Genomic DNA, 26,370 nt, shown 5'->3' with positions numbered 1-26,370 from the left:
TGTCATTTCAAAGCGACAATTACTGACCTTATCACTATTTTCACAATTCATACCACCCTTTAATCTGTCTAGTAGCGGTTAGTTTTCTACACCCGGCTCACCTACAATAAACCTGTAAATTGATAGGAGGAAACCAGTTATGGATACAATGACTTACGACTATACCGAACCCGTTTTATCAACTAAGGGCCAGCGCATGCGCGACATTCTGGCTAACTACATCGCCCTTATTAGCCACCGCTTGCCAGATGATGTGACCGCTAAACTTGAAGAACTCAGCAAGATTGAAGTTGACCCCTTACAAAAACTAGTCTATGACACGATGATGGAAAATCAGCTGCTCGCTAATAAATTGCAACGCCCAAGTTGTCAAGATACGGGGGCACTACAATTCTTCATCAAGTGCGGTGCCCAGTTTCCATTATTAGGTGAATTGAATCAAATCTTAAAAGATGCCGTGTATCGCGGTACTAAAAAAGCACCCCTGCGGCATAACGCCGTCCAGACCTTTGATGAATACAACACCGGTATGAATATTGGGGATGGGATTCCATCCATCTTCCTACAAGTTGATGGTAACGGTACCGATATTTCAATGTACGTCTATATGGCTGGGGGCGGCTGTACCCTCCCCGGTGCGGCCAAGGTATTGATGCCCGGCGAAGGATACGAAGGCGTTGTCCGTTTCGTCATGGATCGAATGACGAGTTACGGGATCAACGCTTGCCCACCATTACTCGTGGGTGTTGGGGTCGCAACATCCGTTGAAACCGCCGCCCTCAACTCCAAGTTAGCCTTAATGCGGCGTGTCGATAGCGAAAATCCCAATGCTAATGCTGCCAAACTTGAACACTTATTGGAAGATGGTATTAACCATATTGGCCTGGGACCCCAAGGCTTCGGTGGTCAAAAGTCCGTCATGGGCGTTAACGTCGAGAACACCGCTCGGCACCCCTCAACGATCGGGGTCGCCGTTAGCACCGGCTGCTGGTCACACCGCCGTGGACTCATTAACTTTGACGAAGATCTAAACTATGACTTACCACTGAACAAAGGAGTCGAATTATCATGAAAACTTACCATTTAACTACCCCGATTTCGGACGATGACATCAAGGATATCCGCATCGGTGACATCGTTTATTTGAACGGCTCACTAACAACTTGCCGTGACGTGGCCCATCGTCGACTCGTCGAGGAACACCGGCCGTTACCGGTTAACGTAACTGACCGCGCTATTCTTCACGCCGGGCCAATTATTAAAGATTTGGGCAATGACCAGTACGAAATGGTCGCAGTCGGACCAACCACCAGTATGCGGATGGAAAAGTTCGAAGAAGAATTTGTTAAACAAACCCATGTCAAACTCATCGTCGGTAAGGGTGGCATGGGCCCCGGTACCGAACGCGCCTGCAAAAAGTATCATGCCCTACACCTCGTCTATCCAGCCGGTAACGCCGTTTACGCAGCCCTACACGTTGAAAAGATTGTTGATGCTCAGTGGAAGGACCTCGGCATGCCGGAAACGCTCTGGGCTTGTGAAGTTAAAGACTTTGGCCCCTTCATCGTCTCGATCGATACGACTGGTGACAACCTGTTTGAAAAAAATAAAATTATTTTTAACGAACGCAAGGAAGCCGAAATTAAGAAAATCAACGAACAAGTCAAATTCATCAAATAACGAAACCGTTAACGACCTAAGTGGATGCCAACTGCTTAGGCCGTTCGTCTAAAAGGAGCACGACTTCATGATTAATCTAAACACTAACACAACCTTTAAAGCACAAGCACTAGACGCGCTCGCCACCGTGATCGATCCCGAACTTGGCGTCGACATTGTCAACCTAGGCCTTATTTACAACGTCACGCGCGACCCTGAGCTGAACCTCTGCTCCGTCACGATGACGTTGACAATTATGGGCTGTCCACTAACCGGTTACTTGAACACGCATATCGAGCAAGCCTTGTTAGCCCTAGATGGTGTTGACCAGGTCCTCATCAACTTAGTCTGGGAACCAGCGTGGTCAATCGACAAAATGTCACGAGCAGCCAAGATGACGCTCGGTCTACACTGATCCTTATGTCAACAGCCCAGTGGTCAAGCGAATTGTGATGGCCACTACTAATTCAACAAAACTTTCGGCCACCACGAGTCTGTTCCACCTAGTAACGTTGCCACAAGTTGATTAGAAAGGTGGTCATTTCTGATGACCCAATTACAACCCGTAAAATACAAGCACTTAATCTGGCCCCTAGTTATCGGCGGGCTGCTTTGGCTGAGTGCCCCGCTCCGTCCCGCAGGCCTCAACTTATTAGCTTGGCGGATGCTCGCACTATTTGTCGGGACTATTATCGGTTGCATCACCCAACCGCTGCCGATTGCCGGGGTAGCCCTAATTGGGCTCACGCTCGGTATCCTGCTCAACGTTACACCGATGAGCGATGCCATGGCCGGTTTCGGCAATAATACCGTCTGGATGATTGCTATGGCGTACTTTTTATCGCGCGGCTTTGTTAAGACTGGTCTTGGTCGCCGGATTGCATTGATTTTTGTTAAACGCTTTGGTCGTAAAACGCTGGGATTAGCCTATGCATTAATCGGCGTAGATCTAGTGACTAGTCCCGCGACACCTAGCAATACCGCTCGCGCTGGCGGGATTGTCTTTCCCATCATCGAATCGCTAGCCAAGACATACGGCTCCAATCCGGAAAACGGCACTCAGCGTAAAATTGGCGCCTTTCTCATATGTCATCCTTCCATGGCAACATTGCCACCAGTGGTTTATTTATGACCGCCATGGCCCCGAACCTCGTCGCGGTCGCCCTGGCTCAAGCGATGGGCATCCAAATCACATGGATGGGATGGTTGCTTGCCGCACTCGTACCTGGTTTAATTTGCTTGATTGGCGTCCCTGCCATTATTTATCGCCTCTACCCACCAGAAATCAAGGATACACCAAATGCGCGTACCTGGGCTGAAGATGAGTTACATCAGTTAGGCCAAATGTCCACGGCCGAAAAGCGTATGGCTGCGATTTTCAGCTTCGCGCTCATACTATGGATATTGGCGAGCTTCATCGACTTAGACGCGACGCTGGTTGCTTTCATGGCCGTGGGACTCCTATTACTGACCGGGGTACTATCCGTCGATGACTTATTACATGAGACCGGTGCTTGGAACACACTCATTTGGTTTTCAATTCTGATTTTTATGGCTGGTAAGCTGAACAGCTTAGGGTTTATTCCATGGCTTTCACAAATGATTGGTCACGCACTACATGGTATCAGTTGGCTGTGGGTACTAGCAGCCTTAATGATCGTGTACTTTTACAGCCACTACCTGTTTGCCGGTGCCACCGCCCACGTTTCTGCCATGTATGGTGCTTTCCTTGGCGTGGCCGTCTCGGCGGGAGCCCCGCCACTTCTAGCAGCATTGTTATTAGGGTTCGATGGGGCCATTTTCAGTTCAACGACCCACTACGCCAATGGTCCAGCCTCCATCATGTTCGGACCCGGTTACGTGACACAGTCGGAATGGTGGCGCTTGAACTTAATTCTCGGTGGCTTTTATTTGCTCATATGGGGTGTTGGTGGCACACTTTGGATGAAAGTTTTAGGTTATTGGTAAGTCTATCTAGAACTTATTTCCGTTAAGATAAAAAATTTATCTAGCCACAACAAAATGTCAATAGGATTGCTAATAAGTAGAAGCTTAGCGATCCTATTGACATTTTGTATTATCGATACTGAAATCTGAATAAAAATTATTTAGTCCAATTCACCTATTTGTTAACGTTATCGTTACCAGCGCCATACTTCATCTCATCGTCAGTTTCCACCATATCCGATACCAATTATGATGCTACCACAACGTAGCCAACCAATCGTTCAAATCCTTTATCGCCACAGGGAACAACTGTGGCTGACCAATCGCCGTTAAGTAAACCCACGTCAGCGCAGCACCATGTACTTTTTTATCATGTTGCATCACCGCCACGACAGCTTGTTGTGATACAGCCGGTAATTCAGTTGGTAACTCAGTCGGCAACCCGACAGCCATTAAGCGAGACTTAATCGTGGTCACCAGACTAGCAGGTGCTAAGTCATGGGCTGCGAACAGTCGGCACACTTGCACCAGACCAATCGCAACTGCCTCACCATGCATCAGTTGACCGTTAGCCAGCAATTCAACCGCATGACCGATCGTATGACCCAAATTCAATCGTTGGCGCTGTCCCTGCTCCTGTTCATCCGCCATAACGATCTGGGCTTTAAAGGCCACACTCGCCGCAATCAACGCCGGTGCAGCTGGTAAAATTGCCGCGACTCCTGAAATTGGCTGTAACGCTTGCCAAAAATCACCGCCGACTAACGCGGCACACTTAACGACTTCACCGTAGCCTTCTGCCAATATTCGTGGTGGGAGTGTCGTCAACGTAGTCGGATCAATAATGACTAAATCCGGCTGGTAAAAGCTGCCCACTAAGTTTTTGCCAGTTGGTAAGTCAATCGCAGTCTTGCCACCCACCGAGCTATCAACTTGGGCCAATAGCGACGTAGGGACTTGAATCAAGCCAATACCACGCATATAAATTGACGCAACAAAACCAGCTAAATCACCAACCACTCCGCCACCGAGCGCTAGAATACCGTCACTACGGCTAAAATGCGCGGCACTTAGTTGCTCAATTAACAGCTGCACTTGTTGCCAGCTTTTACTCGACTCACCAGCTGGGATCGTTAGAACAAGTACCTTAAAACCAGCCGCAGTCAGTTCATCAGTCACTAACTGGGCATAGTGCACCCCCACGTTAGAATCTGTCACTACTGCAACTTGACTAGGTTGCCAGACCGCGGTCACCAACGACCCTAACTGCTGTAAACCATCCGCTACAATCTTGATTTGATACTGTTTAATCCGGGTCTTCACTTCAATTGTTGTCATAGGATCACCCTACGCCCAAGTCTGCATCAAGTCATGTAACTGGAAGGCCTGTTGTGCCATTTTTAAGTATGTCGCGGGTTTTAGCGCTTGCGGCCCATCGGATAACGCTTGCGTCGGTTGGTCATGGATTTCAACGATCATCCCACTGGCACCAGCCGCCACACCCGCCATGGCCATCGGGGTCACGAGCTCCCAAGTACCGACCGCGTGACTTGGATCAACGATAACTGGGTAATGGGTCAATGATTGCAAGACTGGCACCGCCCCTAAGTCAAAGGTATTGCGCGTGTATTTATTATCAAAGGTCCGAATACCCCGTTCTAAAATCATGATCTGATGATTACCACCAGCTGCAATGTATTCAGCGGCATTGAGAACGTCATCGATTGTGGCCGACATACCGCGTTTTAACGCCACTGGAATCTGCGTTTGACCAACCGCTTTAAGTAACGAGAAGTTTTGCATATTGCGGGCACCAATTTGGAAAATATCAGTGTATTTCGCTACCCTTGCAACGTGTTCATCATCCATAACTTCTGTGATCATATCGAGATCGTGTTTATCAGCCGCCGCCCGCAAGTATTGGAGCCCGGTTTCACCAAGGCCTTGGAAACTGTATGGCGAAGTCCGTGGTTTGAAGGCCCCGCCACGAACAATTGTCGCACCGCCCTGCTTGGCCACTGCCGCCATCTGGTCAACATGTGTTGCGCTCTCAACTGAACACGGACCGGCCATCATGACGAACTGATCACCACCAATCACACTATGCGGGGTTGTAATGATCGTATCTTCCGGATGAAACAACCGGCTACTTTGGACCGCCGCAGGAACGTCTGTAAGCACCGTTTCACTAGCCGCCTGAACATCCGCGGGAATTGCTTGGGGACGTAGCCCTTGAATTGCAATCCGGTTACCGTGTGTAAAGATTTCGTGGTCCGCACCAAAGCGACTCATTAACTTCGCTTGCATCGCAGTGGCCGTTGCTGGTTTTAAAACAATAATCATGATAAATTCCTCCTAAAATATAAATCAATTCTCATAAGTTAAGCACTATGCCTGGGCCGCAATCGGCGGTAATGCTTGAATACTGGCTAACATGTCTTGGCGAACTTGTTGAATTGGCATCGGCTTACCGGTCCAAAATTCAAAGGCTAAGGCCCCTTGCCAAATCAACATACCGAGGCCGTTATGTGTCGCACACCCTTGTTGCCGTGCTAATCGTAAGAAGGTCGTTTCTAATGGTTGATAAATTACATCATATACAGTCTGTTGTGACCGTAATTGGCGAATAATCGCTGATGGTAAGGGCGTTCCTGCCGTAGTCATCCCAATATTAGTCGCATTAATGATCAAATCACTGGTACATGCAATTTGTTGCATCCGCTGTTGATCTTCATACGCACATAGCTTAAGTGGCACTGTTGTAGTAGTCCTAAGCTGATCTAACCACTGCTGAACACCGGCATACCGCTCATTATGCCGTTTAAAGACCGTTACACTCGCCACATTGTAGTCTAACGCAGCCGCAATAATTGCCTTACCAGCGCCACCAGCCCCCAAAACCATGATGTGCTGATTAGTCAAGCGCATTCCCTGGTGTTGGAGATCTTGAAAAACACCGGCCCCGTCAGTACTGTCCCCGATTAACTTCCCCGCCTCATTCTTAATCGTATTAACGGCTTGAATCCGTTGGGCCCGCGCTGTCAGTCCATCTAACAGGGGTACCACGGTTTGCTTGAACGGCATAGAAAGGTTCACTCCCGCAATTCCCATGCTACGAATGCCAGCAAGCGTGCCAGCTAACTGATCCGGTGCCACGTCAAACGCTAAGTAGCGGGCATTCAATCCCCAGTAGTCAAAGCTCAAATTGTGCATCCGTGGTGAGCGACTGTGTTTGGCAGGATGCGCAATAAATCCAAATAGTGCCGTTTGTCCATCAATCATGATTTAACTAACTTCCTTTCTAAATGACCCGCAATTGTTGCCCGATGCCCACGTGCGTCTGTTGGTACGTCCGCACTAAGTCGGCCACCGTGAACTGGTTGGTAGCTAATACCTGGTCAGCTGCACCGCTGGCCCCAAAATGATCAAGACCTAATACCGTCCCATCTAAACCAACGTAGCGTTCCCAACCTAACGTTGCCCCCATCTCAACAGCCACCCGCCGACGAATATGCGGTGGCAACACTTGTGTTTGATAGGTCAACGGCTGCCGCGCAAAGTTTTCCATTGATGGCATCGAGACGAAACTAACATCTTCGCCCAATGCGGCTAACTTGGCTTGAGCCTGAATCGCTAAAGTAACTTCCGATCCACTGGCAATTAGGATTCCCGTTGGTTGGCGGCCCTGTTGTGGTGAAAGGACATAGCCTCCCCGCGCGACGCCGGTCATGGCCAAAGACTTGGATCCCGGCAATACTGCCAAATTCTGACGTGTCAAAACAAGGACCGTTGGATGATCCGTCGCGTTAATAGCTTGCCACCAAGCCGCGACCGTTTCATTCGGGTCAGCGGGTCGCATCACGGTCACATTCGGTATCAAGCGCAAACTCATTAACTGCTCAATCGGCTGATGGGTCGGCCCATCTTCACCGACCGCAATCGAATCGTGAGTGAAAACGTAAGTAACTGGTAGCTTCATCATTGCCGCTAACCGAATTGCCGCCCGCGTGTAATCAGAAAAGACAAGGAAGGTACCACCAAAAACACGTAAACCGCCGTGTAAAGCGAGACCATTCAAAATGGTACCCATCCCGAACTCGCGGACACCAAAGGCAATGTTGCGCTGATCGGGGGTCATTGGTGTTGATAAATGATCATGCTCGATAGTCGTCTTATTCGAGCTAGCTAGGTCCGCCGCACCACCAACTAGTCCTGGTAACTGGGTGGCTAAGCGTTGAATGACGGTATGGCTTGTGATCCGCGAAGCTTGGGCACCTTCATCAAAAGTCGGCAAGCTGGCTGCTAAGTCAACGGGTAACCCCATGGTGAGTTGCTGTTCAAACTGCTGCCGAACTGCCTGGGGCAATGTGGCTTGCTGTGTTTGCCACTGTTGATGTGCGCGCTGGCCACGTTGCAATATCAACTGTTGCGCTCGTTGGGCAACTGCCGGCATGACTGTGAATGGCGCAGCACGCCAGCCTAAGTGTTGCCGTAAACTAGTTAGTCCCGCTGGCCCCAACGGATTGCCATGAACCGCATTAGTACCAGCTTGAGGAGCACCAAATCCAATGGTAGTTTTAACGGCAATCAGGCTGGGGCGCTTGCTATGCTGGGCCCGTTCAATGGCCATATTGATAGCAGTCATATCATTCCCATCGGTAACTGTCTGCGTATCCCAACCGTAACTATCAAAGCGTTGACAGACATTCGTCCGGAATGAACGGCTCGTGGGACCATCGAGTGAAACCTGGTTATCGTCGTACAACACGATTAACTTCTGCAACTGCTGATTACCGGCAAAGCTAGCCGCTTCATGTGAAACACCTTCCATTAAATCGCCATCACCGACTAACGCGTAAGTGTAGTGATCAACTAATTGCGATGTCTTTGAGAACTGGGCTGCTAGTTGCCGTTCAGCCAGGGCCATGCCGACCGCCATCCCTAAGCCTTGTCCTAATGGACCGGTCGTGGCTTCCACACCGTCCACGATTCCCAATTCTGGATGGCCCGGCGTATGACTGCCAAACTGACGGAAGTGCTGTAGATCAGCCATCGTCACGTTAAAGCCACTCACATGTAACAAGCTGTATAATAGCGCCGAGCCGTGTCCGGCTGATAAGATAAACCGATCTCGATTGGCCCATTGCGGCTGCTGTGGATCGATCCGTAATTGTCGGCTCCATAACGCCCACATCATTGGGGCCGCGCCGAGCGGTAAACCCGGATGACCGGAACTAGCCCGTTCAATCATTTCCGCACTCAGTACTCGTAAGTTATTCACTGCTAATTCATCAATTTCATCAAATGCTCGCATTAATCTCGCTCCCTCTCATTTCATACCAACAAAAAAAGACTCACAGTTTCGCCAACTGTGAGCCCTTTAGATGCTTCACTGGATGCCCCAAAAAAGACACCGTAACTAGGAAGCCGAAAAGTCACACAGTGGTTGTTCACAACACTGATATGACTTTTCCATAAATTTTAATCATTCCAAAATTTACTGGTCACATCCGTTGCGAGGGCGTGCCTCGCAATGGATGCCAAGGCACTAAGTAAACCAGTAATAATAATACGAATTCAATTGTAAATTGGTATTAATCGTCATGATTAAAATCTCCTTAATTTCTAATGTGTATTTGATGATTTAAAATATACGGCTAATCAATAGAATTGTCAAATGGTTTTTTCAATCTTTTTCTATCAGTCATTGAAAATGATGTCTATGGCTATCAATTTAATTGACGTGCTGACTAATCAATAACGCTGATAGATCAATGTTTTTGAAGATAATGATCACGGGACCACCCTTGAAATTATCGTCAATAATTCTTTTGAAACTAATTTAGGCCAGCGTTAACTTATGTTTACACGCTAACTGTTAGGACCCGCTCACTAGTCAACGTCAAAACGGCCAGTTTAAACGCGCAAGTCAGTATCAAACGGGGCATTCCAACCAACAGACCGCTAGTTGCAACCATTCATTTTAATCAAATTACTTGCCGGAACGATTGCTCCAACAGTTTATCGTCATGTCGGTGCAACACCACCAGCTCTACTAATCTTATTCTTACCAGTATCAAAGATAACCAACCTTGGTCAACAAAAATAGTGTCGCTAGAATCAACGTTCAATTCCAACCACACTACCATAACCTTACTATTCACATCACAAAATTCGGACAAATCACACTTACCTAGTTGATTTCCAATTACGCCTTCAAGGCACTCGGTACCGGCACCCCAAATTCAGCACCAACTTGTTGCATTTCCGTTAACGTCTGCGGGTCAATGCTGACACCCTGAACGAGATTTTCGTCATAATGCCGGTATTCACGATCACCAGGAATCATAATCTTTGTCCCCGGCAAGTGTTTTAATTGGCGAATGCGGTCAAACATCGCCGTTACGTTGGCCTTTAACACCTCGGGATCACCAAATAAGGCGGGATTGATCGTCATGAAGAACTGACTAAAGTCGTGCTTACCAGTATTCGTATCGGCCGATAATGACCCTTGCGCTAAAATTCCCGTTAGTAATTCAATAATCAACGAGTTGCCAAATCCTTTGTAATTCGAATTGACCTCATCTGGACCACCCAATGTCAGCACACCACCACCAGGACGATCTTCAGAAAAAGCAATTTTAGCCAAATTATCCTCAACGGTCTGAGCATCATGTAAGACGTGGCGCTGATCATTCACTGCCCATTCTCCCGGAATCTGCGCACCTTTTTTGGCGAGCACTTGAATTTTCCCACTCGACACGACCGCTGTCGCCCCATCAAAAACAAACGGATGCGGATCAGCGGGGAACGTAAAGGCCAAAGCATTCGAACCCAAAAAAGCTTCAGTCGCATTCGTGGGCACCACTAATGGCCGCGTATTAGTCGTTGAAATACCAATCAATCCCGCCTTGCAAGCCATCCGGGAATAGTACCCGGCCGTACCAAAGTGATTCGAATTGCGAATGACCGCCAACGCAACCCCAAGTTGTTGCGTTTTTTCAATCAATTTATTCATGGTGAACGCCGACGCAATCTGCCCCATGCTCTGGTTAGCATCGATTAACAGGCTCGTAGGCGTCTCATTTAAGATCCGCGGCTGATTGGTCGGTTCCAACGTATGATCTTGAATCATCCGCGTATACCAAGCCAGCCTTTGGATCCCATGTGATGAGATTCCCCGCAGATCCGCATCGACCAACGTATCAGCCAATAGCGCCCCATCCGTTGGGCTAAATTGTTGGGCCTTAAACACTGCTTCTAAAAATTCTCGCTCCGCTGCTGCACTAATTCGCATCTTAATAATTGCCTCCGTTACTGTAATGCTTATATCATTATTATTTAAGCTTGAAACGTTTCAACAACGCTAATTATCCGATTAAAAATTAGAAAATTCAAGCTATCATTAAATTAATATTAATTATCAGTGTGATTTTCGCTCATACTACCACTGTTGAACTTCCATCGTAGAACCGACTTCTTTCACTTAACTAACCTTTCACTATCTGCCCGGCCAGGCGCGCCGCATGCTATATTAAACGCAATTAAGTTGGGAGGAGGGGCCGCGATGCGTCACATTAACCAGCTCACATTAGATTTATTCATGGGCCTAATACTATCACTGCACTATCCGCTGAACGCCAATGCCAGTCGCGTACGCCCAATGTTACCGACTGGTCTAACGTTCACCCATAGGACGACCACGCACGCACTTTTCTCACCCACCGAATTCTACCAAACTGTACGTCAGTATCCAGACCTCATCAAACTAGCCCACTTGGATACCATTGGCATGTTGCGAGCAACCTTGGTACAGCCGGGATTACAAACGACACTGACGCGTAATCTCACTAGCCACCAGTTAACAACTTCCACCAATATGATTCCCCAAGGAAGTGTCACCGCTGGCCGTTATCAACTAACTACGGCTTATGATGCCACGGGTCAAACCCAATCAGTCCTGTATGTTCAAGATCGTTATCGCCATCAATTACGCACTACCGTAATACTACGTGGTAAACCACACGTCGGTGGCATTGCCTACGATGCCACACACCACCGCATTTGGTTGTGCAGTCACCGACACGGCCATGGCGCCCTCGTAAGTATTAGTCTAACCGCCCTACGTCAGTTTGATCCTACCACTTCAGCGGCTGTTCACTACCAGCAACGCTGGTTATTACCTGACTTGACCAACGCTTCGTTACTAACCTATCATCATCACGCCCTCTATGTTGGCCAGTTCAAGTCTGGCCAACGCACACAACTCGTCCGTTATCCACTCACAGCAGCCGGTAAGCTGACTAGCCAGACAGCCGGTAACCAATCCACCTTACCCCAAGCTATGAGCGATTGGCATGGCAGCTTACCGCCTAACATTCAAGGACTAGCCTTTTACCACCACTATTTGTTATTATCACAGTCGCATGGCACTAAAGCATCACACTTGTTTTTATTTAAAGTCGATCAGCGCACGCAGCGTTACCGACGCCGCAATGCTGTCGCCGCTTATCGTCTCCCGCCACAACTTGAACAAATTAGCATTCACCAAAAGCGTGCTCAACTACTCTACGAACCCGGGGCAGCCCCTTATCGACACCAACAAGCTCATCCAATCGACCGTTTGATTTCAATTGAACTGCCCCGTTTGATCAACTGATCCGTTACCTGCGCCGATCTAATTTCACTGTTTTAAAATTACCAAATAACCTTTACTCTGGTATTCCTAATCAACCACCAGCAGTCCACTATACTTAACTGATTGAAAACACCTAGGTTATTAATTGTCTCCCCCCACACAATAAGCGTACAATGTAACAAGTAAGTACATTTAAGGGAGAAAGTTATGTATCAGCTATTAACAGATTCAACCGTTGATTTACCTTATCAACGACTCAAAGACAAGCACGTCGACTTCGTCTCAATGAACGTCACGATTGATGATCAGGAGTACGCTGACGATTTAGGCCATCATTTTGATTTAAAAAACTTTTATCATCAGATCGACAATGGCGTAATGCCTTCGACCGCTCAAATCAATATCGGCCAGTTTATCGAATTTTTCAAGCCGTACGTCCAAGCACATACGCCGATCTTATATCTCGGATTTTCATCCGGGTTGAGTGGCACATTTAACAACGCCCAACAGGCCAAACAGATGCTCATGCAAACCAATCCAGAAGCTGAGATTTACCTCGTCGATTCATTAGCCGCCTGTTGTGGTGAAGGTCTAATGCTCTTAGACGCGATTGACAAACGAGATGCTGGTATGCCGATCGAACAACTAGCTGATTGGTTGACGGCCAATCGCTTGTATTATCACCAATGGTTTACTGTCAACGATTTGAACTACCTTTATCACGGTGGCCGCGTTTCACGGACATCTGCCACGGTCGGTTCGCTGTTACAGATCAAACCAGTCATGGATGTTGACCCCAGCGGCCACTTGCGTCCCGTTCAAAAGGTCCGTTCACGACGCCGATCACTCATGACGCTCGTTAATAATACCCTAGCCGACCTGCGTAATCAGGACAATCCGCGCATCATTATCGCAACTAGTGATGCGCCCGAAGCCGCCAAAACTGTGCGTGATAAAATACTGGCCCAGCTACCGACGGCTGACGTGTTACTAGAACACATCGGTCCCACCATTACTAGCCACACTGGTCTGGGATGCGTGGCTGTCTTCTCATTTGGGAAAACTAAGCGGCAATAATAAAAACAGATTGAGTAAAGTGAACCCTTAAAATTGGACAACTTTATTAAGCTGCTTTCTGGACGGTAAGTTCCCGGTATTTTATCGGGGACTTGCCGTCCAGTTTTGTTTTGATGCGCCGATGATTGTAGAAGTCTATCCATTCGTTCATAGCTTCGATAAGCGCTGTTTTGGTCTCAAAATGTTCATCCATAACCTCGACTTTCATAATGTGAAAAAACGACTCCATGGCGGCGTTGTCGAGACAAGTGGCTTTACGCGACATACTCTGAAATACATGGTGCTCTTTAAGCGTGTTTTGCCAGTGGCGATGCTGATACTGAAACCCTTGGTCAGTATGGACAGTCGTCCGATAATCTAACACCGGTATTTGATTTAGGGCTTCTTTCAAAGGCTTTAAAGCGAATTCAACGGTCGGGTGGTCACTGATATTGAAAGCCAGAACCTCTCCATTGAAGAGGTCGAGGACTGGTTCTAAATAAACCCGTTCATTTTGGCTTTGGTTCCCATATCGAAATTCACTGACGTCGGTGACTAACTTCTGGTAAGGCCGATCTGTTTTGAATCGTCGCTTAAGTCGATTTGGGGCGATGACGCCAACAGTTCCCTTGTAAGAATTATACTTTCGTTTCTGCCGATTAAAGGCGCCACATAGCCAGTCTTGTTCCCGCATAATCCGTAAGACCCGCTTATGATTGATTTTAAAGCCATAAGCGTCATGTAAAGCACCGGTTATTCGTCGGTACCCGTATTTCCGAGTATATTTTGGATCTTGTTGACGAATCTCATCAATTGCCTGAATAATTTGTGAATCATCTAAGTTACGACCACGATGCTCCTTAGCATAATAATACGTGCTGCGAGGAATACGAACAGCCTTAAGAACTAGTTTGATGGAAACTTGAAAATTCTGCCTTAACTCGTCTACTAGTTCGATGAGTTCGTGTGTTTTGACTTCTTTCGTGCTAAGGCATCGAGTTTTTTTAAGAATTCATTTTCTATTTTTAACATTTGATTCTCTTGTTTTAGCTGCTTCAATTCTGCGGCTGGAGTCTGTGGTTTTTCAGGTTTGGGGTTGTTCTGCTTGTGTTTGGCCATGGTCTTAGGATTCCCTCGTTTGCACTCAAGTCCCGCTATTCCAGATTCCTGGAAGTGTTTTTCCCACTGCCAAATCGTACTTGGCGACGACAAGTCAAAGTGTAAGGCAGTCACTGGAAGCGAAGCTTGATTTCGTTTCCTCCAGTTTAATACATCGACTTTGAACTGACTAGAATATTCTTGGGACATTGACCGGTCTTTTAGACCTTCAATACCTCGCCGCTCAAATCGATGAACCCAACCCAGAATGATTGCATGATTGCTAATGCGATACTTCTTAGCTAGAGACGGTGAACCTTTACCAGATAAGTATTCAGTAACGACCTTTATTCGAAGTTCTAAATTAAATTTTGACATAGTAAAACCCCCAAGGTTAGATTTGGTGTCCAACCTTAGGGGTTCACTTTAGAGATGAGCAAATCTCAGTCTGTTTTTTTGCTAACAAAGCGTTACTTTGTCCAACTGTGTTATTATGCTAGCGCCTATTTGCTAATATCGCCGAACACCAATCGCAGGATCGAACCAAGACTTTCGCCAAACTTTAAGCCAGAGCGTTCCAACGTGGTATGTGGTTTTTTCTCACTCAAATGACAAAAAAAGCACCCGTCCGTAGACAGGTGCTTTCTCATATAGCCAGAAAATGTTGATAAAACAACGTTTTTGGATAATATTAACGTTTTGAGAATTGTGAAGCTTTCCGGGCTTTCTTCAAACCTGGCTTCTTACGTTCCTTCATACGAGCATCACGAGTTAAGAGACCCGCGCGCTTCAAAGGAGTACGGAAATCTGGGTCAACTTCGAGCAATGCCCGAGCGATCCCATGACGAGTTGCGCCGGCTTGACCATGGAAGCCACCACCATTAACGTTAACTAAAACATCATATTGTTCAGTTGTTTCAGTTACTTCGAATGGTTGTAACAATTCCTTGCGAATATCTGCAAATGGAATGTAATCTTCAACAGATTTGTCATTCATAACAATTTTACCAGTACCTGGTACTAAGCGTACGCGGGCTACTGAATCTTTACGACGGCCTGTGCCGCGATATTGTACTTGAGCCAATGTAGTTTCCTCCTTAGATTAAGTTAGTGATGTCCAAAACTTCAGGCTTTTGTGCTTGTTGCGTATGTTCTGCACCAGCATAAACATGCAACTTCAAGCCCATTTTGTGACCTAAAGAGTTGTGAGGAAGCATACCCTTAACTGAAGTTTCAATCAATTTAGTTGGTTCCTTTGCTAAGAAGTCACCGGCAGTCCGTTCCTTTAAACCACCAGCATAAGCAGTATGGTGATAATAAATCTTCCGTTCTGCTTTCTTCCCAGTTAAAGCAATCTTACTTGCATTGATAACGATCACGTTATCACCAGTATCCACGTTAGGGGTAAAGGTAGGTTTGTTCTTACCACGCAAGATTGATGCTACGACAGTTGAAAGACGACCCAAAGGTACATCGGTTGCATCAACTACATACCATTTACGATCAATTTCACCTGGTTTAGCCATATATGTTGTACGCACGTTGTGTTCCTCCATTTTCTGTGTTTGTTTGACACTCAATAAGATTTCCGGGGCTTATCGTGGGGCAAACAATACCAACGACTAGTCTACCCAACTTTGCCTCAGAAGTCAATACTTTATCAAATCAGCTTGTAATTCATTTTGTTCATAATACACTTTTTTCATATAAAGTCCAGCAGCCGGGGCCGTTCCACGGGCTTGTTCGCGGTCCTTGGTAGCGAGCAATGCCGGAATACAGTCCACCGAACGCCGCCCTTGTCCAATTTCCATCAAGACCGCTACCATGATGCGAACTTGATTATATAAAAAACCGCTGCCGCAAAATTCAAACTGAATTTCATGTTCATCAGGTAACGCCCACGCCTTAGCAGAATAGATCTCACGAACGTGGTCGTGGGCCTGCGAACCGGATGCCACAAAGGTCGAAAAATCGTGCCGTCCTTCCAGATCACCGATTGCCTGCTGAATGCGGTCAATATCCGCATTAAACTTAAAATGGCCAGTATAGTGCCGTTTAAACGGGTCAACAAACTCACCCTGATAAGCTCGATACCAGTACCGTTTGCCGACGGTATCATAACGCGCATGAAAATCATTCGGCACGATCGTGACCGCCTTGATGATCGTGTCCATGGGCAACATGCTATTTAAGCCGCGCCGGACCCCTTCTGGATTGATCTCATAAGGCAAATCAAAATGTAACGTCTGACCAAAGGCGTGTACGCCAGCATCCGTCCGTCCGGCCCCATAGATGACAATGGGTTCGGTCGGGTCCTTTGCCATCTTGTTCACCGCCTTGGTGACGACCTGTTCTACCGTTCGCTGATGTGGTTGACGTTGAAAGCCCGCAAAGTTGGTCCCATCATACGCTAAAACTACTTTATACCGTGTGGTCACACTATCCCTCCAGTTAAAAACGTGGGTCACCAGCAGTGATGCCCACGTTAATTCGTCCTAATTATCCGCGCAAGAAGATCAGCGCAATCGTCAATACTGCAAAACAGCCGGTTGCCCAAGTATCACGCGCGTGCCACTTGAGAATTCGAAATTTACTGCGGCCTTCACCACCCTGATAGCCACGAGCTTCCATGGCGGTCGCTAAGTCTTCAGCTCGATTAAACGAACTGACAAATAGTGGTATCAGTAACGGCACCACGGCGCGCATCTGTTGAAAGATATTGCCCTCGCCAAAGTCGACACCGCGGGCCCGTTGTGCATTCATAATTTTTTCCGTCTCGTCCATCAGCGTTGGCACAAATCGTAATGCAATCGACAGCATTAAGGCCACCTCATAGACCGGAAAATGCACCGCTCGCAATGGCATCAACAAATATTCAATGGCGTCTGATAACTCCAATGGTGGCGTTGTTAAGGTCAACAAGGTTGACATGAAAATAATCAGCACGAACCGGCAGAAGATGTAGACCCCATTAATCAGTCCCAGTTGACTGATGGTAATAATCCCCCACTGAAAGTACACGTGGCCACCACTAGCGCTGAACAGTACTTGCAAGATGACGGTGAATAAGATTAGCCAAATTAACGGTTTAACCCCGTTAATAAAAAACGACCATTTGACACCGGACAAGTAAATTGCCGCTAACGTGAATGCAAATAACAACACATAGGTCGGCCAATTATTGGCAATAAAAATAATTCCAATAAAGTAAAAACTCAATAATAATTTGGCGCGGGGATCCATGTGGTGGACCACTGATTCGCCGGGAATATAGCGTCCAAAAATCAGCTTATTCATCATGGGTAGCCACCTCCCCAAGGGTATTCGGTGGTAATTGCTGAACAATCGCTTGGGCCAATTCATCTTCTGTTAACGGCCATTCCGCAAACTGCCAGCCCTGTTTTTGCAACGTATGCGCAAACGCAGTGGTTTTCGGTAATCCGAGTTGATGCGCCGTTAACCATGCTGGATCTTTAAAAATCTCCCGGGGCGACCCTGTTTTGACGATCCGCCCCTGATCCATCACGATAACATTATCCGCGTAATTGGCCACATCATCCATCTGATGGGTGACCAGCACGACCGTTAAGTCGCGTTCACGACGTAATCGGGCGAACATCTCCATCATGTCTAAGCGGCCTTGCGGATCCAGTCCGGCGGTGGGTTCATCTAAGACGAGCACCTGGGGCTGCATTGCAAGGACGCCCGCAATTGCGACACGTCGCATCTGACCACCTGAGAGGTCAAATGGGGAACGGGTCAATAGCGATTCATCTAGTCCAACTAAGGACAGCATTTCAGCCGCCGTTTTCAGAGCATCCGCTTCGCTAACCCCAAAGTTCTGGGGACCAAACGCAATATCTTTCGCCACGGTTTCTTCGAACAACTGACTTTCTGGAAATTGAAAGACAATCCCAACGTGTTGTCGTAATCGTTTTAGGTCCTTATTACTCGTCGTCGGGGTAATCACCCGTTCACCAATCGTTACCGTCCCACTGGTTGGCTTTAATAAGGCATTTAAATGCTGTAGAAGCGTTGATTTACCACTCCCAGTATGACCGATCAAGGCCGTATACGAACCGGTGGGAATCGTGACGTTAATATCAGTTAACGCCTTTGTTGCGAACGGCGTACCCGGTTGGTAAGTAAAATCTACTTGTTTGAACGTAATTGCCATAACCAGTCCGCCATTCCTTTCTCCGTTAAATACTGCGTTGGCACTTGAACACCTAGCCGCTTGAGTGCTGCTTTCAAGCGTTCTGCATACGGCATGTCTAATCCCATCTTAATTAAAGACTCACCATGCTGGAAAATTTCTGCCGGAGTGCCTTCTTCCTTAACTTCACCGTCATTAATGACTAGTACCCGGTTAGCACTGGCAGCCTCATCAATATCATGGGTAATCGACAGTACGGTCAGCGCTGAGTTAGCCTTCATCTCCCGAATCGTCGTCAATACTTCTTGGCGACCACGCGGGTCCAGCATCGACGTGGCTTCGTCCAGAATCAAAATCTGTGGCCGCGCGGCAATCATGCCAGCCAAAGCCACACGTTGTTTTTGTCCCCCCGACAAGCGGGCCGGTTCCCGGGTCGCAAAGTCTTGCATATTGACTTGCGCTAAGGCTGCTCGCACACGCGTTAGCATCTCAGGCCGCGGGATGCCTTGGTTTTCAAGACTAAAGGCAACATCATCTTCCACCGTGGCGCCCACAAATTGGTTATCGGGATTTTGAAAGACCATGCCAATCTTTTTACGGATATCCCAGACCGTCGTTTCAGACAGTACCTGCCCGTCAACCGTAATCTTTCCGGCGGCTGGCGCTAATAAGCCATTTAAATTCTTAGCCAAAGTCGACTTACCAGAACCGTTATGGCCGACAATGGCGACCCATTCACCCGGCATGACTGTAAAAGAAATGTCATGTAACGTTAACTGGTCTGCCGCCTGCTGCGGGTAACGATAATCTAAATGTTCAACGTTAATAATCGGACTCACCATTGTCCCTCATTTCCTTAAAATTCATGGTTATTATCATACCATATCTGGTACCACTTGTATTAAGCTAACTTTCACTCATAGCTTACTTTAAATCACTGATGGGCCCGTATTTATAACCCTCATCACCAAACAACGTAAACTGCTTCTTCAAATTATCGGAAACGTAGACCTTTTTGTCCTTTGTGATAAAGATCGCACCGATTCCTTGACTGGCCTTACTATTAATATACTTCATACCGGCTTTCAACCCCTTATCAAAGGTCGCGGTCGATAACGCGTCACCATCCACTGACTTCTTCGAGATAATCGAGACACCCATCAAATTGTTCTGATACGGCGCACCCGTTTGGGGATCCATTAGATGGCTATAAACTTTACCATTCTTTTTCAAATACCGTTCATAAATCCCAGAAGTCACGATTGACTTATTCTTGGCTGGTAGTGAACCAATCGCAGTCCCCCGAGAAGCTTTCGGATCTTGGATGCCGACTGTCCAATTGCCAGACTTGGTGCCCTTAGGACTGTCACCCAAAACGTAAATATTGCCGCCAAGATCAATAATGGCCGTTGAAACCCCATGATCCAATAAATAAGTCTTCACTTGATCGGTCATGTATCCTTTGGCAATCCCACCAAGATCCAATTGCATGCCCTTTTCTTCAAGATAGACGGTTCGCTTTTTATCATTTAACTTAACTTTCTTATAATCAACCAATTTAACATTTTGATCAATTTCTTGCTGAGTTGGCACTTTGGCATCCGAAAAACCAATGTGCCACAGTGATGTAATCGGTCCAATTGCTAAATCAAAAGATTCGTCTGAATTCTTACTATAGTAGTAGGCCGCTTTGATCATCGGATAGATATCTTTACTAACCTTGACCGGATTTTTCCCAGCTGCCGCATTGATTTTATCGATTTCAGAGCCTTTTTGGTTGACCGTGATCTTTTTAGCTTCCGATTTTAATAACTTGAACGCCCCGGCTAGCACCTTATCTTTGCCCTTATTATAAATCCGCAGCGTTACCACGGTTCCCATCATGAACTGCGTATCCTCAATTGGTGTCTTTACAACCTTAGTTGGCTTAGGGCGACTACTAGCCGCATCTTTGTTGCTCGTACTAGTGCTACACGCCGTCAATGGCACAATCATTGCCATAATTAGCCCAATTTGAATCCATTTTTTTAGCTTCATTCCTAATACTTCCCCTATTTATAATTTCAATCGTCATTATACCAAAGTTTGGCATCATTCGGTGATCCCGATTGGCCAACCACCACTTTACACTACCGAAAGAAGCTTAATTTTCATACCTACTGATTCAGCTTCAATAAAAAACAAAAGGCCCTCAGCATGCGCCTCAGGCCTCAGAAAAATTTAATAATTAAATTGCTTATTCAGAGAAAATCATGTTGTCAACGGTAATCGTATTCGTGTCGCCCTTTTGTGCAGCATTTTGCAATTGTTCCGCATACATGATGAAGGTGTTAGAAGATTCAGTGGCACCAGTCACAACGTCAACCTTAGTTGGGTCACTGCTCTTAACCAATGACTTGTTCAAAGCTGGTTGATAAGTCTTAGGGTTGGTCTTAGCAACTTTCTTCATTTGCTTGTTGTAAGCGGCATCGTCAACCTTGGACTTGCCATTCTTGTTAACTTGGTTGTATTCAGACTTCGTAATCTTGTTATCCTTAACCGTAATTGCGAAGGTGACTTTGTACCCATGTGAGTAATTCTTTTCGTTCAACTTGTAAGTACCGTCTTTCATCTTGGCACCGTTGTCAATCTTGATCGTAGACTTGTTACCCGCTTGAGCAGCTTGAACTAATTGCTGGGTATAGTTTTGGAATGTCTTTGATGATTCAGTGGCACCAGTCACAACGTCAATTGAACCAACGTTACCAGTCGCGGCAGAACCCGTCAAAGTCTTGTTCAACTTAGGCATGTAAGTCTTAGGATTCGTTCCGGCAATCTTCTTCATTTGTTTGTTATATGAAGTATCATCGGTCTTAGACTTACCGTTCTTGTTCACTTGATCATAATTAGACTTAGTGATTTTACCGTTGTTATTAACGGTAATGCTCATCTTAGTCCGGTAACCATGTGAATAATTTTCTTCTTCGAGGTTATAAGTACCCGCTTTCATTTTGCTACCAGCAGTTAATTTAGCAACCTTAGTTGTCTTAGCTGATGAGCTTGAAGATGAACTCTTCTTTGAAGAGCTTGAACTAGAACTTGAAGAACTACTGCCACAACCTGCCAAAGCTAAAGCTGAAATAGCCACAACTGAAGCACCTGTAATAACTGATTTGAATTTCATGATATCCCACTCCTAACCTTTTTGTATGAAAATTCACATTAATCTTAACGTTTAACGTCACAATAGTCAATCCTAATTCATTAAAAAAATAATATTTCACCCTAATAATGGCACTATTGGCAACGCTTCACGTTCAAACCATGCTCCCACTATTTTCGTGGCCCATATAATGTGATAGTTTATGCATTCTTCACAATAATTCATAGACAACCGCTTACATTATCGTTATAATTGTTAGTGGAATTATCTTTTTACACTATTTATTCAAGGGAGTTGTTACGCAATGGCAAAGAAAAATATTGTCGTTGTCGGTGCGGGGTTTGCTGGCGTCTACGCAACCAAAAAACTGTCTAAGCATTTTAAGAAAAATGCGGACGTTGAGATTACGTTGATCGACCGGCATTCATACTTCACGTATATGACTGAATTACATGAAGTTGCCACGGAACGGGTTGAACCTGAGCATATTCAATATGATTTGCAACGGTTGTTCGCACGACGGAAAAACGTTCGCCTCGTTACGGATACCGTAACAGGCATCGACAAAAAGTCACAAACAGTTACAACTGAACACGGGAGTTATCAATATGATCAACTCCTCATTAGCTTGGGTGGTGAATCTAACGATTTCGGCACACCAGGTGTTAAGGAACACGGTTTTGAATTGTGGTCCTTCGAACAAGCCATGGCCTTACGAGCTCATTTATCTGCAATTATTCGGCGCGGGGCGGCTGAGCTCGACCCTGCCAAACGCAAGGCGATGTTAACTTTCACCGTCTGCGGTTCTGGTTTTACCGGCTCTGAATTGATTGGTGAATTAATTGAATATCGTGACGTCTTGGCGCGGGATAACAAACTCGATCCTAGCGAAATCACGTTACAATTAGTAGAAGCCGCACCAACCATCATTAACATGCTCAACCGGACGCAAGCTGGTAAAGCTGCTAAATACATGGAAAAACATGGTGTTAATATCATGACTAACTCCATGATTACTGAAGTCTTTGAAGACCATGTTAACTTAAAGGGTAAGGATCCAATTCCAACCTACACGTTAATTTGGACAGCCGGAGTACGGGCTAACAGTATCGTTAAAAAGTTCGGTATCGAAACGAACCCTCGCGGTGGGCGTTTGTTAGCTAACGAATTCATGCAAGCTAAGGACAGCGACAACATCTTCTTAGCCGGTGATTCAACTAGTTACCAAGAACCCGACCAACCACGGCCAGTTCCACAAATCGTTCAAGGCGCTGAAGAAACAGCTGCTAAAGCGGTTGAAGGCATCATTAAGAACGTTGATCAGACAGACGTCACGATCAAGCCATTCAAAGGTGCTTACCAAGCATCCGTTGATTCGATTGGTTCTAAGTATGCCGTAGCACAAGTCTTAGACAAGTGGAACGTTTCTGGTTTTATTGCAGTGCTCTTAAAACACGCTATCAACTGGCTATACTACGTTCAGATTTTCTCAGGCTACTATTTATTCCAGTACTTCATGCACGAATTCTTCCGGACCCGCAACAACCGGAACGTCTTCCGCGGCTGGGTCTCTCGGGCCGGTAACGTGCTCTGGAGTGTTCCACTGCGGTTCTTCTACGGTGCTATGTGGTTATGGGATTGTTGGACTAAAGTTCAGGGTTCCGAATCGTGGTTTACTGATAAGTTACGCTTACCATTCGATTGGATTACCGTAGCAGCTACTAGTGGCGCTTCCCAAGCAACCAAGGCAGCTGCTACTAGCGGGGCCTCTGAAGCCGCAACGTCAACTGCTAAGGCAGCTAAGGGCGTTTTCAGTCTTTCATACATGTACGGTAAAGAACCACTGATGGTCTTTGACAAAATGCCGCATTGGTTCGAATCAATCACGAAGTTCTTTGTTCCGAACATGCAAATGGCACTCTTCTTCCAGAAGTTTATGACTTGTGTCGAAATCATTATCGCCCTTTGTATCTTCTTCGGACTCTTTACTTGGTTTGCAAATGCCGTCACTATTGGTTTAGTTGTCGTCTTCTGCTTATCAGGAATGTTCTACTGGGTCAACATTTGGATGGTCTTCGTTGCTTTAGCCTTGATGAACGGCTCTGGCCGGACATTTGGATTAGATTACTGGGTCGTTCCGTGGATGCAGAAACACCTCGGACACTGGTGGTATGGCAACGTTCGTTCACATTACGATGCTGTTAAAACCCGCTAGATGCGTTATAATTAATTAAATAGTTTCCCGATGGTTCGAGGGTGGCTTTTTCCCTTGAACCATTTTTTATGCCACTGAATTGGAGGGTTAGCGATGCGTAAATTACGGACAATGATCCGGACATTCAAACGTTATGGGGATATGATCAAGCCGTTTGATATTATTATTATTGTTGCGCTAATTATTTTATCGTTCACCCCGCTAGCGATTTTTTCATACCAACAAAAGCAACAAGCAGAGCACGCGGCACTCGTGGCCAAGCGAAAAGCCACCACCAGTCGCACCACCTATAACGCCGTCGTCTCACACAATGGGAAAGTTTTAAAACGAGTGAATATCAGTACCTTAAAAACGACTAAGCATTTCACCTATCGCGATAATCACGGGCACTATAACACGATCACTTTTAAACCTAAGCGAGTGGCGATTACTAAGGCTAACTGTTCCGATCAAGTCTGCGTCCGGCGTGGCTGGATCCACAAACCCGGACAGACCATTGTTTGTTTGCCACACAAACTCTTAGTTGAAATCAAAGCTAGCAACGGTCAGGTCAAATCTGGCGGTAACGGTTTAGTTACGGAGTAGACTATGAATAATTCATTTGAACGATCTAATAAAACACATCGTAATATTTATATCGCCCTCCTCGTTGCTCAAGGTGTCATTATCGGAATTCTGGAACGGATGATCCCGTTTCCATTTGCCTTTGCACCGGGTGCCAAACTCGGACTAGCCAATCTGATTACCATCGTGGCAATTTACACCCTGTCCTTAAATGACGTCATTACCTTGACCTGGCTACGCCTGATTTTGACAGCGCTCCTCGGCGGAACCCTATCCACCTTTCTATACAGTTTTGGGGGCGCCTTTCTCAGCCTGTTTGCCATGCTGCTAGTCAAACAGTTGGGACCCAAACGCGTTAGCATTATTGGCATCTCGGCTACCGGGGGTGTCATGCACAACGTTGGGCAATTATTAGTCGCAAGTCTCATTGCACAGACTTGGACGGTCATGCTGTACCTTCCCGTGCTGTCAATCATTGGTCTAGCGGCGGGGAGTGCGCTGGGGATTGCAGCTAACTATCTATTTACCCACGTCACGATCTTACGCTACCTTAAATTCAATCGGGAACACCACCCAGGTCAAAAAAAGGAGTAACTTTTATGCAATCGGCAACGCAATTACATCCAATCTGGCATGATTACCCGGCGCTACAGCCGGAGTTACAACAAGTCATGCAATTGATGGCGACTAATATTAATATTCAAGACGCCGCCATCAATGATGCCATTTTGGAAATGATTCATGGTGGTGGTAAGCTCTTACGGCCAGCGTACTGCCTCCTCTTCTCACAATTTACCACGACTGACCGCAAACGAATGGTTGCTTTAGCAGCGTCACTAGAAACGCTACACACTGCGACCCTGATCCATGACGATATTATTGACGATGCCGCTTTACGGCGCCACCACGTCACGATTCAGGAACGTTTCGGTAAGGACACTGCCGTTTATGCTGGTGATTATTTATTCGTGGTTGTATTCAAGATTCTGGCCCATTATTCAAGTAGTTTTAAGAGCATTCAACTGAACTCTGAAAACATGGAAAAAATTCTGGTCGGCGAAGTGCAGCAAAAGGATCGTCACTATCGCATCAACATCACCATGGCCGAATACCTTGAACAGATTCAAGGTAAAACTGCCGAACTATTTGCCCTGAGCTGTTTTTTAGGTGCGTACGAATCTGGTCAAAGTCCCCGCTTTGCCCAACGTGCTCGTAAAGCCGGGATCGCCATTGGGATGGCCTTTCAAATTCTTGACGATATTTTAGACTATCAGGAAGCTAGTCAGGAGACGGGCAAGCCTATCTTAGAAGATGTCGCGGAAGGGGTCTACACATCGCCATTGATCTTCGCCTTACAGACAGAAGCTAAGCACGAGTTATTACCGCTGATGCGGCTCCAGGGTGCCATATCACCCGCTCAACGCCGGCAAGTCCAGCGTCTAGTCATTGATGCCGGTGGGGTCACACAAGCCCAACAGCTGGCTGCTAAGTACACCGCAGATGCCCTATCAGTTTTGAATAAGCTACCTGATCAACCTGCCAAGGCTGACTTGATTAGCTTGACCAACCGGTTACTAGATCGGCATAATTGATCTGAAACGAACCTAAAAACGAGCAGTGATGCCAAATTGCATCACCGCTCGTTTTTCATTTGGACTCGTTAATAAATATCAGCTCTTTATCAGGTGAAGTTGCCGCCATTGACAGTCACACCCAGCTCTCACTTGGTTTGAATACCCACCTCATCAGCAGCGCTTAGTTGTCATTCAATGGTCTGCTATTTAAGTCGCACTTGCGGCACATCGCCAAAAATCCGGGGCATGCTTGCTAACCGCATGCCCCGGATTTTTTGTGACGCATCGTTACTTGAACATACCATTACTGTGGTGCAATGG

General features: G+C 46.5%; 24 protein-coding genes and 1 pseudogene. 10 read left to right on the top strand and 15 right to left on the bottom strand.

Annotated elements, in window-relative coordinates; genetic code table 11:
- The first annotated feature begins 139 nt into the window (after positions 1-139).
- From ttdA to LP667_RS04300, 4 genes and pseudogenes are all read left to right on the top strand, one after another.
- On the top strand, positions 140-1,072 hold the full coding sequence (gene ttdA / locus LP667_RS04315) for a L(+)-tartrate dehydratase subunit alpha (RefSeq protein WP_021732469.1): 933 nt from the start codon (positions 140-142) through the stop codon (positions 1,070-1,072).
- A complete protein-coding gene (gene ttdB / locus LP667_RS04310; RefSeq protein ID WP_021732468.1) occupies positions 1,069-1,680 on the top strand; it encodes a L(+)-tartrate dehydratase subunit beta in 612 nt (203 codons plus the stop codon). Before ttdA ends, ttdB begins: the two co-directional genes overlap by 4 nt.
- Positions 1,681-1,747: 67 nt before the next feature.
- On the top strand, positions 1,748-2,074 hold the full coding sequence (locus LP667_RS04305; protein WP_021732467.1) for a metal-sulfur cluster assembly factor: 327 nt from the start codon (positions 1,748-1,750) through the stop codon (positions 2,072-2,074).
- A gap of 201 nt (positions 2,075-2,275) precedes the next feature.
- Positions 2,276-3,627: pseudogene (locus LP667_RS04300) on the top strand (DASS family sodium-coupled anion symporter).
- 234 nt (positions 3,628-3,861) lie between these two features.
- On the opposite strand, the gene aroB reads toward LP667_RS04300, so the two are convergent.
- The 5 genes from aroB to LP667_RS04275 all read right to left on the bottom strand — a co-directional run bounded on the left by aroB (position 3,862) and on the right by LP667_RS04275 (position 10,903).
- Positions 3,862-4,944 (bottom strand): 3-dehydroquinate synthase, encoded by a 1,083-nt coding sequence (gene aroB, locus LP667_RS04295; protein ID WP_056988543.1) that lies wholly within the window; start codon positions 4,942-4,944, stop codon positions 3,862-3,864.
- Positions 4,945-4,953: 9 nt separating this feature from the next.
- Entirely contained in the window at positions 4,954-5,949 is a 996-nt protein-coding gene (gene aroF / locus LP667_RS04290; protein ID WP_056988544.1) for a 3-deoxy-7-phosphoheptulonate synthase, read from the bottom strand.
- 45 nt (positions 5,950-5,994) lie between these two features.
- Positions 5,995-6,888, bottom strand: coding sequence for a shikimate dehydrogenase (gene aroE / locus LP667_RS04285; protein ID WP_021732462.1), 894 nt, complete (start codon positions 6,886-6,888; stop codon positions 5,995-5,997).
- A 19-nt stretch (positions 6,889-6,907) separates the two neighbouring features.
- Positions 6,908-8,920 carry a transketolase gene (gene tkt / locus LP667_RS04280; RefSeq protein WP_056988545.1) on the bottom strand — a complete coding sequence of 671 codons (2,013 nt, stop codon included), beginning with the start codon at positions 8,918-8,920 and terminating at the stop codon, positions 6,908-6,910.
- Positions 8,921-9,814: 894 nt separating this feature from the next.
- Entirely contained in the window at positions 9,815-10,903 is a 1,089-nt protein-coding gene (locus tag LP667_RS04275; RefSeq protein ID WP_021732458.1) for an Ldh family oxidoreductase, read from the bottom strand.
- A gap of 270 nt (positions 10,904-11,173) precedes the next feature.
- Between LP667_RS04275 and LP667_RS04270 the strand changes: the two genes are divergently transcribed.
- Positions 11,174-12,265 (top strand): hypothetical protein, encoded by a 1,092-nt coding sequence (locus LP667_RS04270; RefSeq protein WP_021732457.1) that lies wholly within the window; start codon positions 11,174-11,176, stop codon positions 12,263-12,265.
- Positions 12,266-12,451: 186 nt separating this feature from the next.
- Positions 12,452-13,321 carry a DegV family protein gene (locus LP667_RS04265; RefSeq protein ID WP_021732456.1) on the top strand — a complete coding sequence of 290 codons (870 nt, stop codon included), beginning with the start codon at positions 12,452-12,454 and terminating at the stop codon, positions 13,319-13,321.
- Positions 13,322-13,367: 46 nt separating this feature from the next.
- On the opposite strand, the gene LP667_RS16975 is transcribed toward LP667_RS04265, so the two are convergent.
- The 10 genes from LP667_RS16975 to pplA all read right to left on the bottom strand — a co-directional run bounded on the left by LP667_RS16975 (position 13,368) and on the right by pplA (position 21,717).
- Positions 13,368-14,258, bottom strand: coding sequence for an IS3 family transposase (locus tag LP667_RS16975; protein ID WP_056988819.1), 891 nt, complete (start codon positions 14,256-14,258; stop codon positions 13,368-13,370).
- Positions 14,249-14,776 carry a helix-turn-helix domain-containing protein gene (locus LP667_RS16970; RefSeq protein ID WP_054519414.1) on the bottom strand — a complete coding sequence of 176 codons (528 nt, stop codon included), beginning with the start codon at positions 14,774-14,776 and terminating at the stop codon, positions 14,249-14,251. The genes LP667_RS16975 and LP667_RS16970 overlap by 10 nt, the downstream gene beginning before the upstream one ends.
- A 313-nt stretch (positions 14,777-15,089) precedes the next feature.
- A complete protein-coding gene (rpsI, locus tag LP667_RS04255; protein ID WP_021732455.1) occupies positions 15,090-15,482 on the bottom strand; it encodes a 30S ribosomal protein S9 in 393 nt (130 codons plus the stop codon).
- A gap of 13 nt (positions 15,483-15,495) precedes the next feature.
- Entirely contained in the window at positions 15,496-15,939 is a 444-nt protein-coding gene (rplM, locus tag LP667_RS04250; RefSeq protein WP_021732454.1) for a 50S ribosomal protein L13, read from the bottom strand.
- Between the two features lie 108 nt (positions 15,940-16,047).
- Complete coding sequence (truA, locus tag LP667_RS04245) at positions 16,048-16,836, bottom strand: tRNA pseudouridine(38-40) synthase TruA (RefSeq protein WP_021732453.1); 789 nt, start codon at positions 16,834-16,836, stop codon at positions 16,048-16,050.
- A 61-nt stretch (positions 16,837-16,897) separates the two neighbouring features.
- Positions 16,898-17,698, bottom strand: coding sequence for an energy-coupling factor transporter transmembrane component T family protein (locus tag LP667_RS04240; protein WP_056988471.1), 801 nt, complete (start codon positions 17,696-17,698; stop codon positions 16,898-16,900).
- Positions 17,688-18,575, bottom strand: coding sequence for an energy-coupling factor ABC transporter ATP-binding protein (locus LP667_RS04235; RefSeq protein WP_021732451.1), 888 nt, complete (start codon positions 18,573-18,575; stop codon positions 17,688-17,690). Before LP667_RS04235 ends, LP667_RS04240 begins: the two co-directional genes overlap by 11 nt.
- Entirely contained in the window at positions 18,551-19,393 is an 843-nt protein-coding gene (locus LP667_RS04230; RefSeq protein WP_033609633.1) for an energy-coupling factor ABC transporter ATP-binding protein, read from the bottom strand. The genes LP667_RS04235 and LP667_RS04230 overlap by 25 nt, the downstream gene beginning before the upstream one ends.
- Before the next feature lie 85 nt (positions 19,394-19,478).
- Positions 19,479-20,591, bottom strand: coding sequence for an FAD:protein FMN transferase (locus LP667_RS04225; RefSeq protein ID WP_021732449.1), 1,113 nt, complete (start codon positions 20,589-20,591; stop codon positions 19,479-19,481).
- 199 nt (positions 20,592-20,790) lie between these two features.
- Positions 20,791-21,717, bottom strand: coding sequence for an extracellular electron transfer flavoprotein PplA (pplA, locus tag LP667_RS04220; protein ID WP_021732448.1), 927 nt, complete (start codon positions 21,715-21,717; stop codon positions 20,791-20,793).
- Between the two features lie 283 nt (positions 21,718-22,000).
- Between pplA and LP667_RS04215 the strand changes: the two genes are divergently transcribed.
- The 4 genes from LP667_RS04215 (at position 22,001) to LP667_RS04200 (ending at position 26,067) form a co-directional block, all read left to right on the top strand.
- Positions 22,001-23,911 (top strand): FAD-dependent oxidoreductase, encoded by a 1,911-nt coding sequence (locus tag LP667_RS04215; RefSeq protein ID WP_021732447.1) that lies wholly within the window; start codon positions 22,001-22,003, stop codon positions 23,909-23,911.
- Between the two features lie 93 nt (positions 23,912-24,004).
- Positions 24,005-24,496, top strand: a complete 492-nt coding sequence (locus tag LP667_RS04210; RefSeq protein ID WP_021732446.1) for a NusG domain II-containing protein — start codon at positions 24,005-24,007, stop codon at positions 24,494-24,496.
- 3 nt (positions 24,497-24,499) lie between these two features.
- On the top strand, positions 24,500-25,069 hold the full coding sequence (locus tag LP667_RS04205) for a Gx transporter family protein (protein ID WP_021732445.1): 570 nt from the start codon (positions 24,500-24,502) through the stop codon (positions 25,067-25,069).
- Between the two features lie 5 nt (positions 25,070-25,074).
- Entirely contained in the window at positions 25,075-26,067 is a 993-nt protein-coding gene (locus LP667_RS04200; protein WP_021732444.1) for a polyprenyl synthetase family protein, read from the top strand.
- The last annotated feature ends 303 nt before the right edge of the window (positions 26,068-26,370 follow it).

The organism is Lactiplantibacillus paraplantarum, assembly GCF_003641145.1.
Classification (GTDB): domain Bacteria; phylum Bacillota; class Bacilli; order Lactobacillales; family Lactobacillaceae; genus Lactiplantibacillus; species Lactiplantibacillus paraplantarum.
The sequence above is the reverse complement of the archived record's forward strand: the minus strand, read 5'-3'. Positions and strand labels throughout refer to the sequence as shown.

Bases quoted from the DNA above. Each gene is read 5' to 3' on its own strand.
- LP667_RS16970 (WP_054519414.1), bottom strand. From the start codon at position 14,776: ATGTCAAAATTTAATTTAGAACTTCGAATAAAGGTCGTTACTGAATAC.
- LP667_RS04215 (WP_021732447.1), top strand. From the start codon at position 22,001: ATGGCAAAGAAAAATATTGTCGTTGTCGGTGCGGGGTTTGCTGGCGTC.
- LP667_RS04275 (WP_021732458.1), bottom strand. From the start codon at position 10,903: ATGCGAATTAGTGCAGCAGCGGAGCGAGAATTTTTAGAAGCAGTGTTT.
- ttdA (WP_021732469.1), top strand. From the start codon at position 140: ATGGATACAATGACTTACGACTATACCGAACCCGTTTTATCAACTAAG.
- aroB (WP_056988543.1), bottom strand. From the start codon at position 4,944: ATGACAACAATTGAAGTGAAGACCCGGATTAAACAGTATCAAATCAAG.
- aroF (WP_056988544.1), bottom strand. From the start codon at position 5,949: ATGATTATTGTTTTAAAACCAGCAACGGCCACTGCGATGCAAGCGAAG.
- LP667_RS04305 (WP_021732467.1), top strand. From the start codon at position 1,748: ATGATTAATCTAAACACTAACACAACCTTTAAAGCACAAGCACTAGAC.
- LP667_RS04240 (WP_056988471.1), bottom strand. From the start codon at position 17,698: ATGATGAATAAGCTGATTTTTGGACGCTATATTCCCGGCGAATCAGTG.
- LP667_RS04210 (WP_021732446.1), top strand. From the start codon at position 24,005: ATGCGTAAATTACGGACAATGATCCGGACATTCAAACGTTATGGGGAT.
- LP667_RS04270 (WP_021732457.1), top strand. From the start codon at position 11,174: ATGCGTCACATTAACCAGCTCACATTAGATTTATTCATGGGCCTAATA.
- pplA (WP_021732448.1), bottom strand. From the start codon at position 21,717: ATGAAATTCAAATCAGTTATTACAGGTGCTTCAGTTGTGGCTATTTCA.
- LP667_RS04265 (WP_021732456.1), top strand. From the start codon at position 12,452: ATGTATCAGCTATTAACAGATTCAACCGTTGATTTACCTTATCAACGA.
- ttdB (WP_021732468.1), top strand. From the start codon at position 1,069: ATGAAAACTTACCATTTAACTACCCCGATTTCGGACGATGACATCAAG.
- aroE (WP_021732462.1), bottom strand. From the start codon at position 6,888: ATGATTGATGGACAAACGGCACTATTTGGATTTATTGCGCATCCTGCC.
- LP667_RS04235 (WP_021732451.1), bottom strand. From the start codon at position 18,575: ATGGCAATTACGTTCAAACAAGTAGATTTTACTTACCAACCGGGTACG.
- LP667_RS04200 (WP_021732444.1), top strand. From the start codon at position 25,075: ATGCAATCGGCAACGCAATTACATCCAATCTGGCATGATTACCCGGCG.
- LP667_RS04225 (WP_021732449.1), bottom strand. From the start codon at position 20,591: ATGAAGCTAAAAAAATGGATTCAAATTGGGCTAATTATGGCAATGATT.
- LP667_RS04205 (WP_021732445.1), top strand. From the start codon at position 24,500: ATGAATAATTCATTTGAACGATCTAATAAAACACATCGTAATATTTAT.
- tkt (WP_056988545.1), bottom strand. From the start codon at position 8,920: ATGCGAGCATTTGATGAAATTGATGAATTAGCAGTGAATAACTTACGA.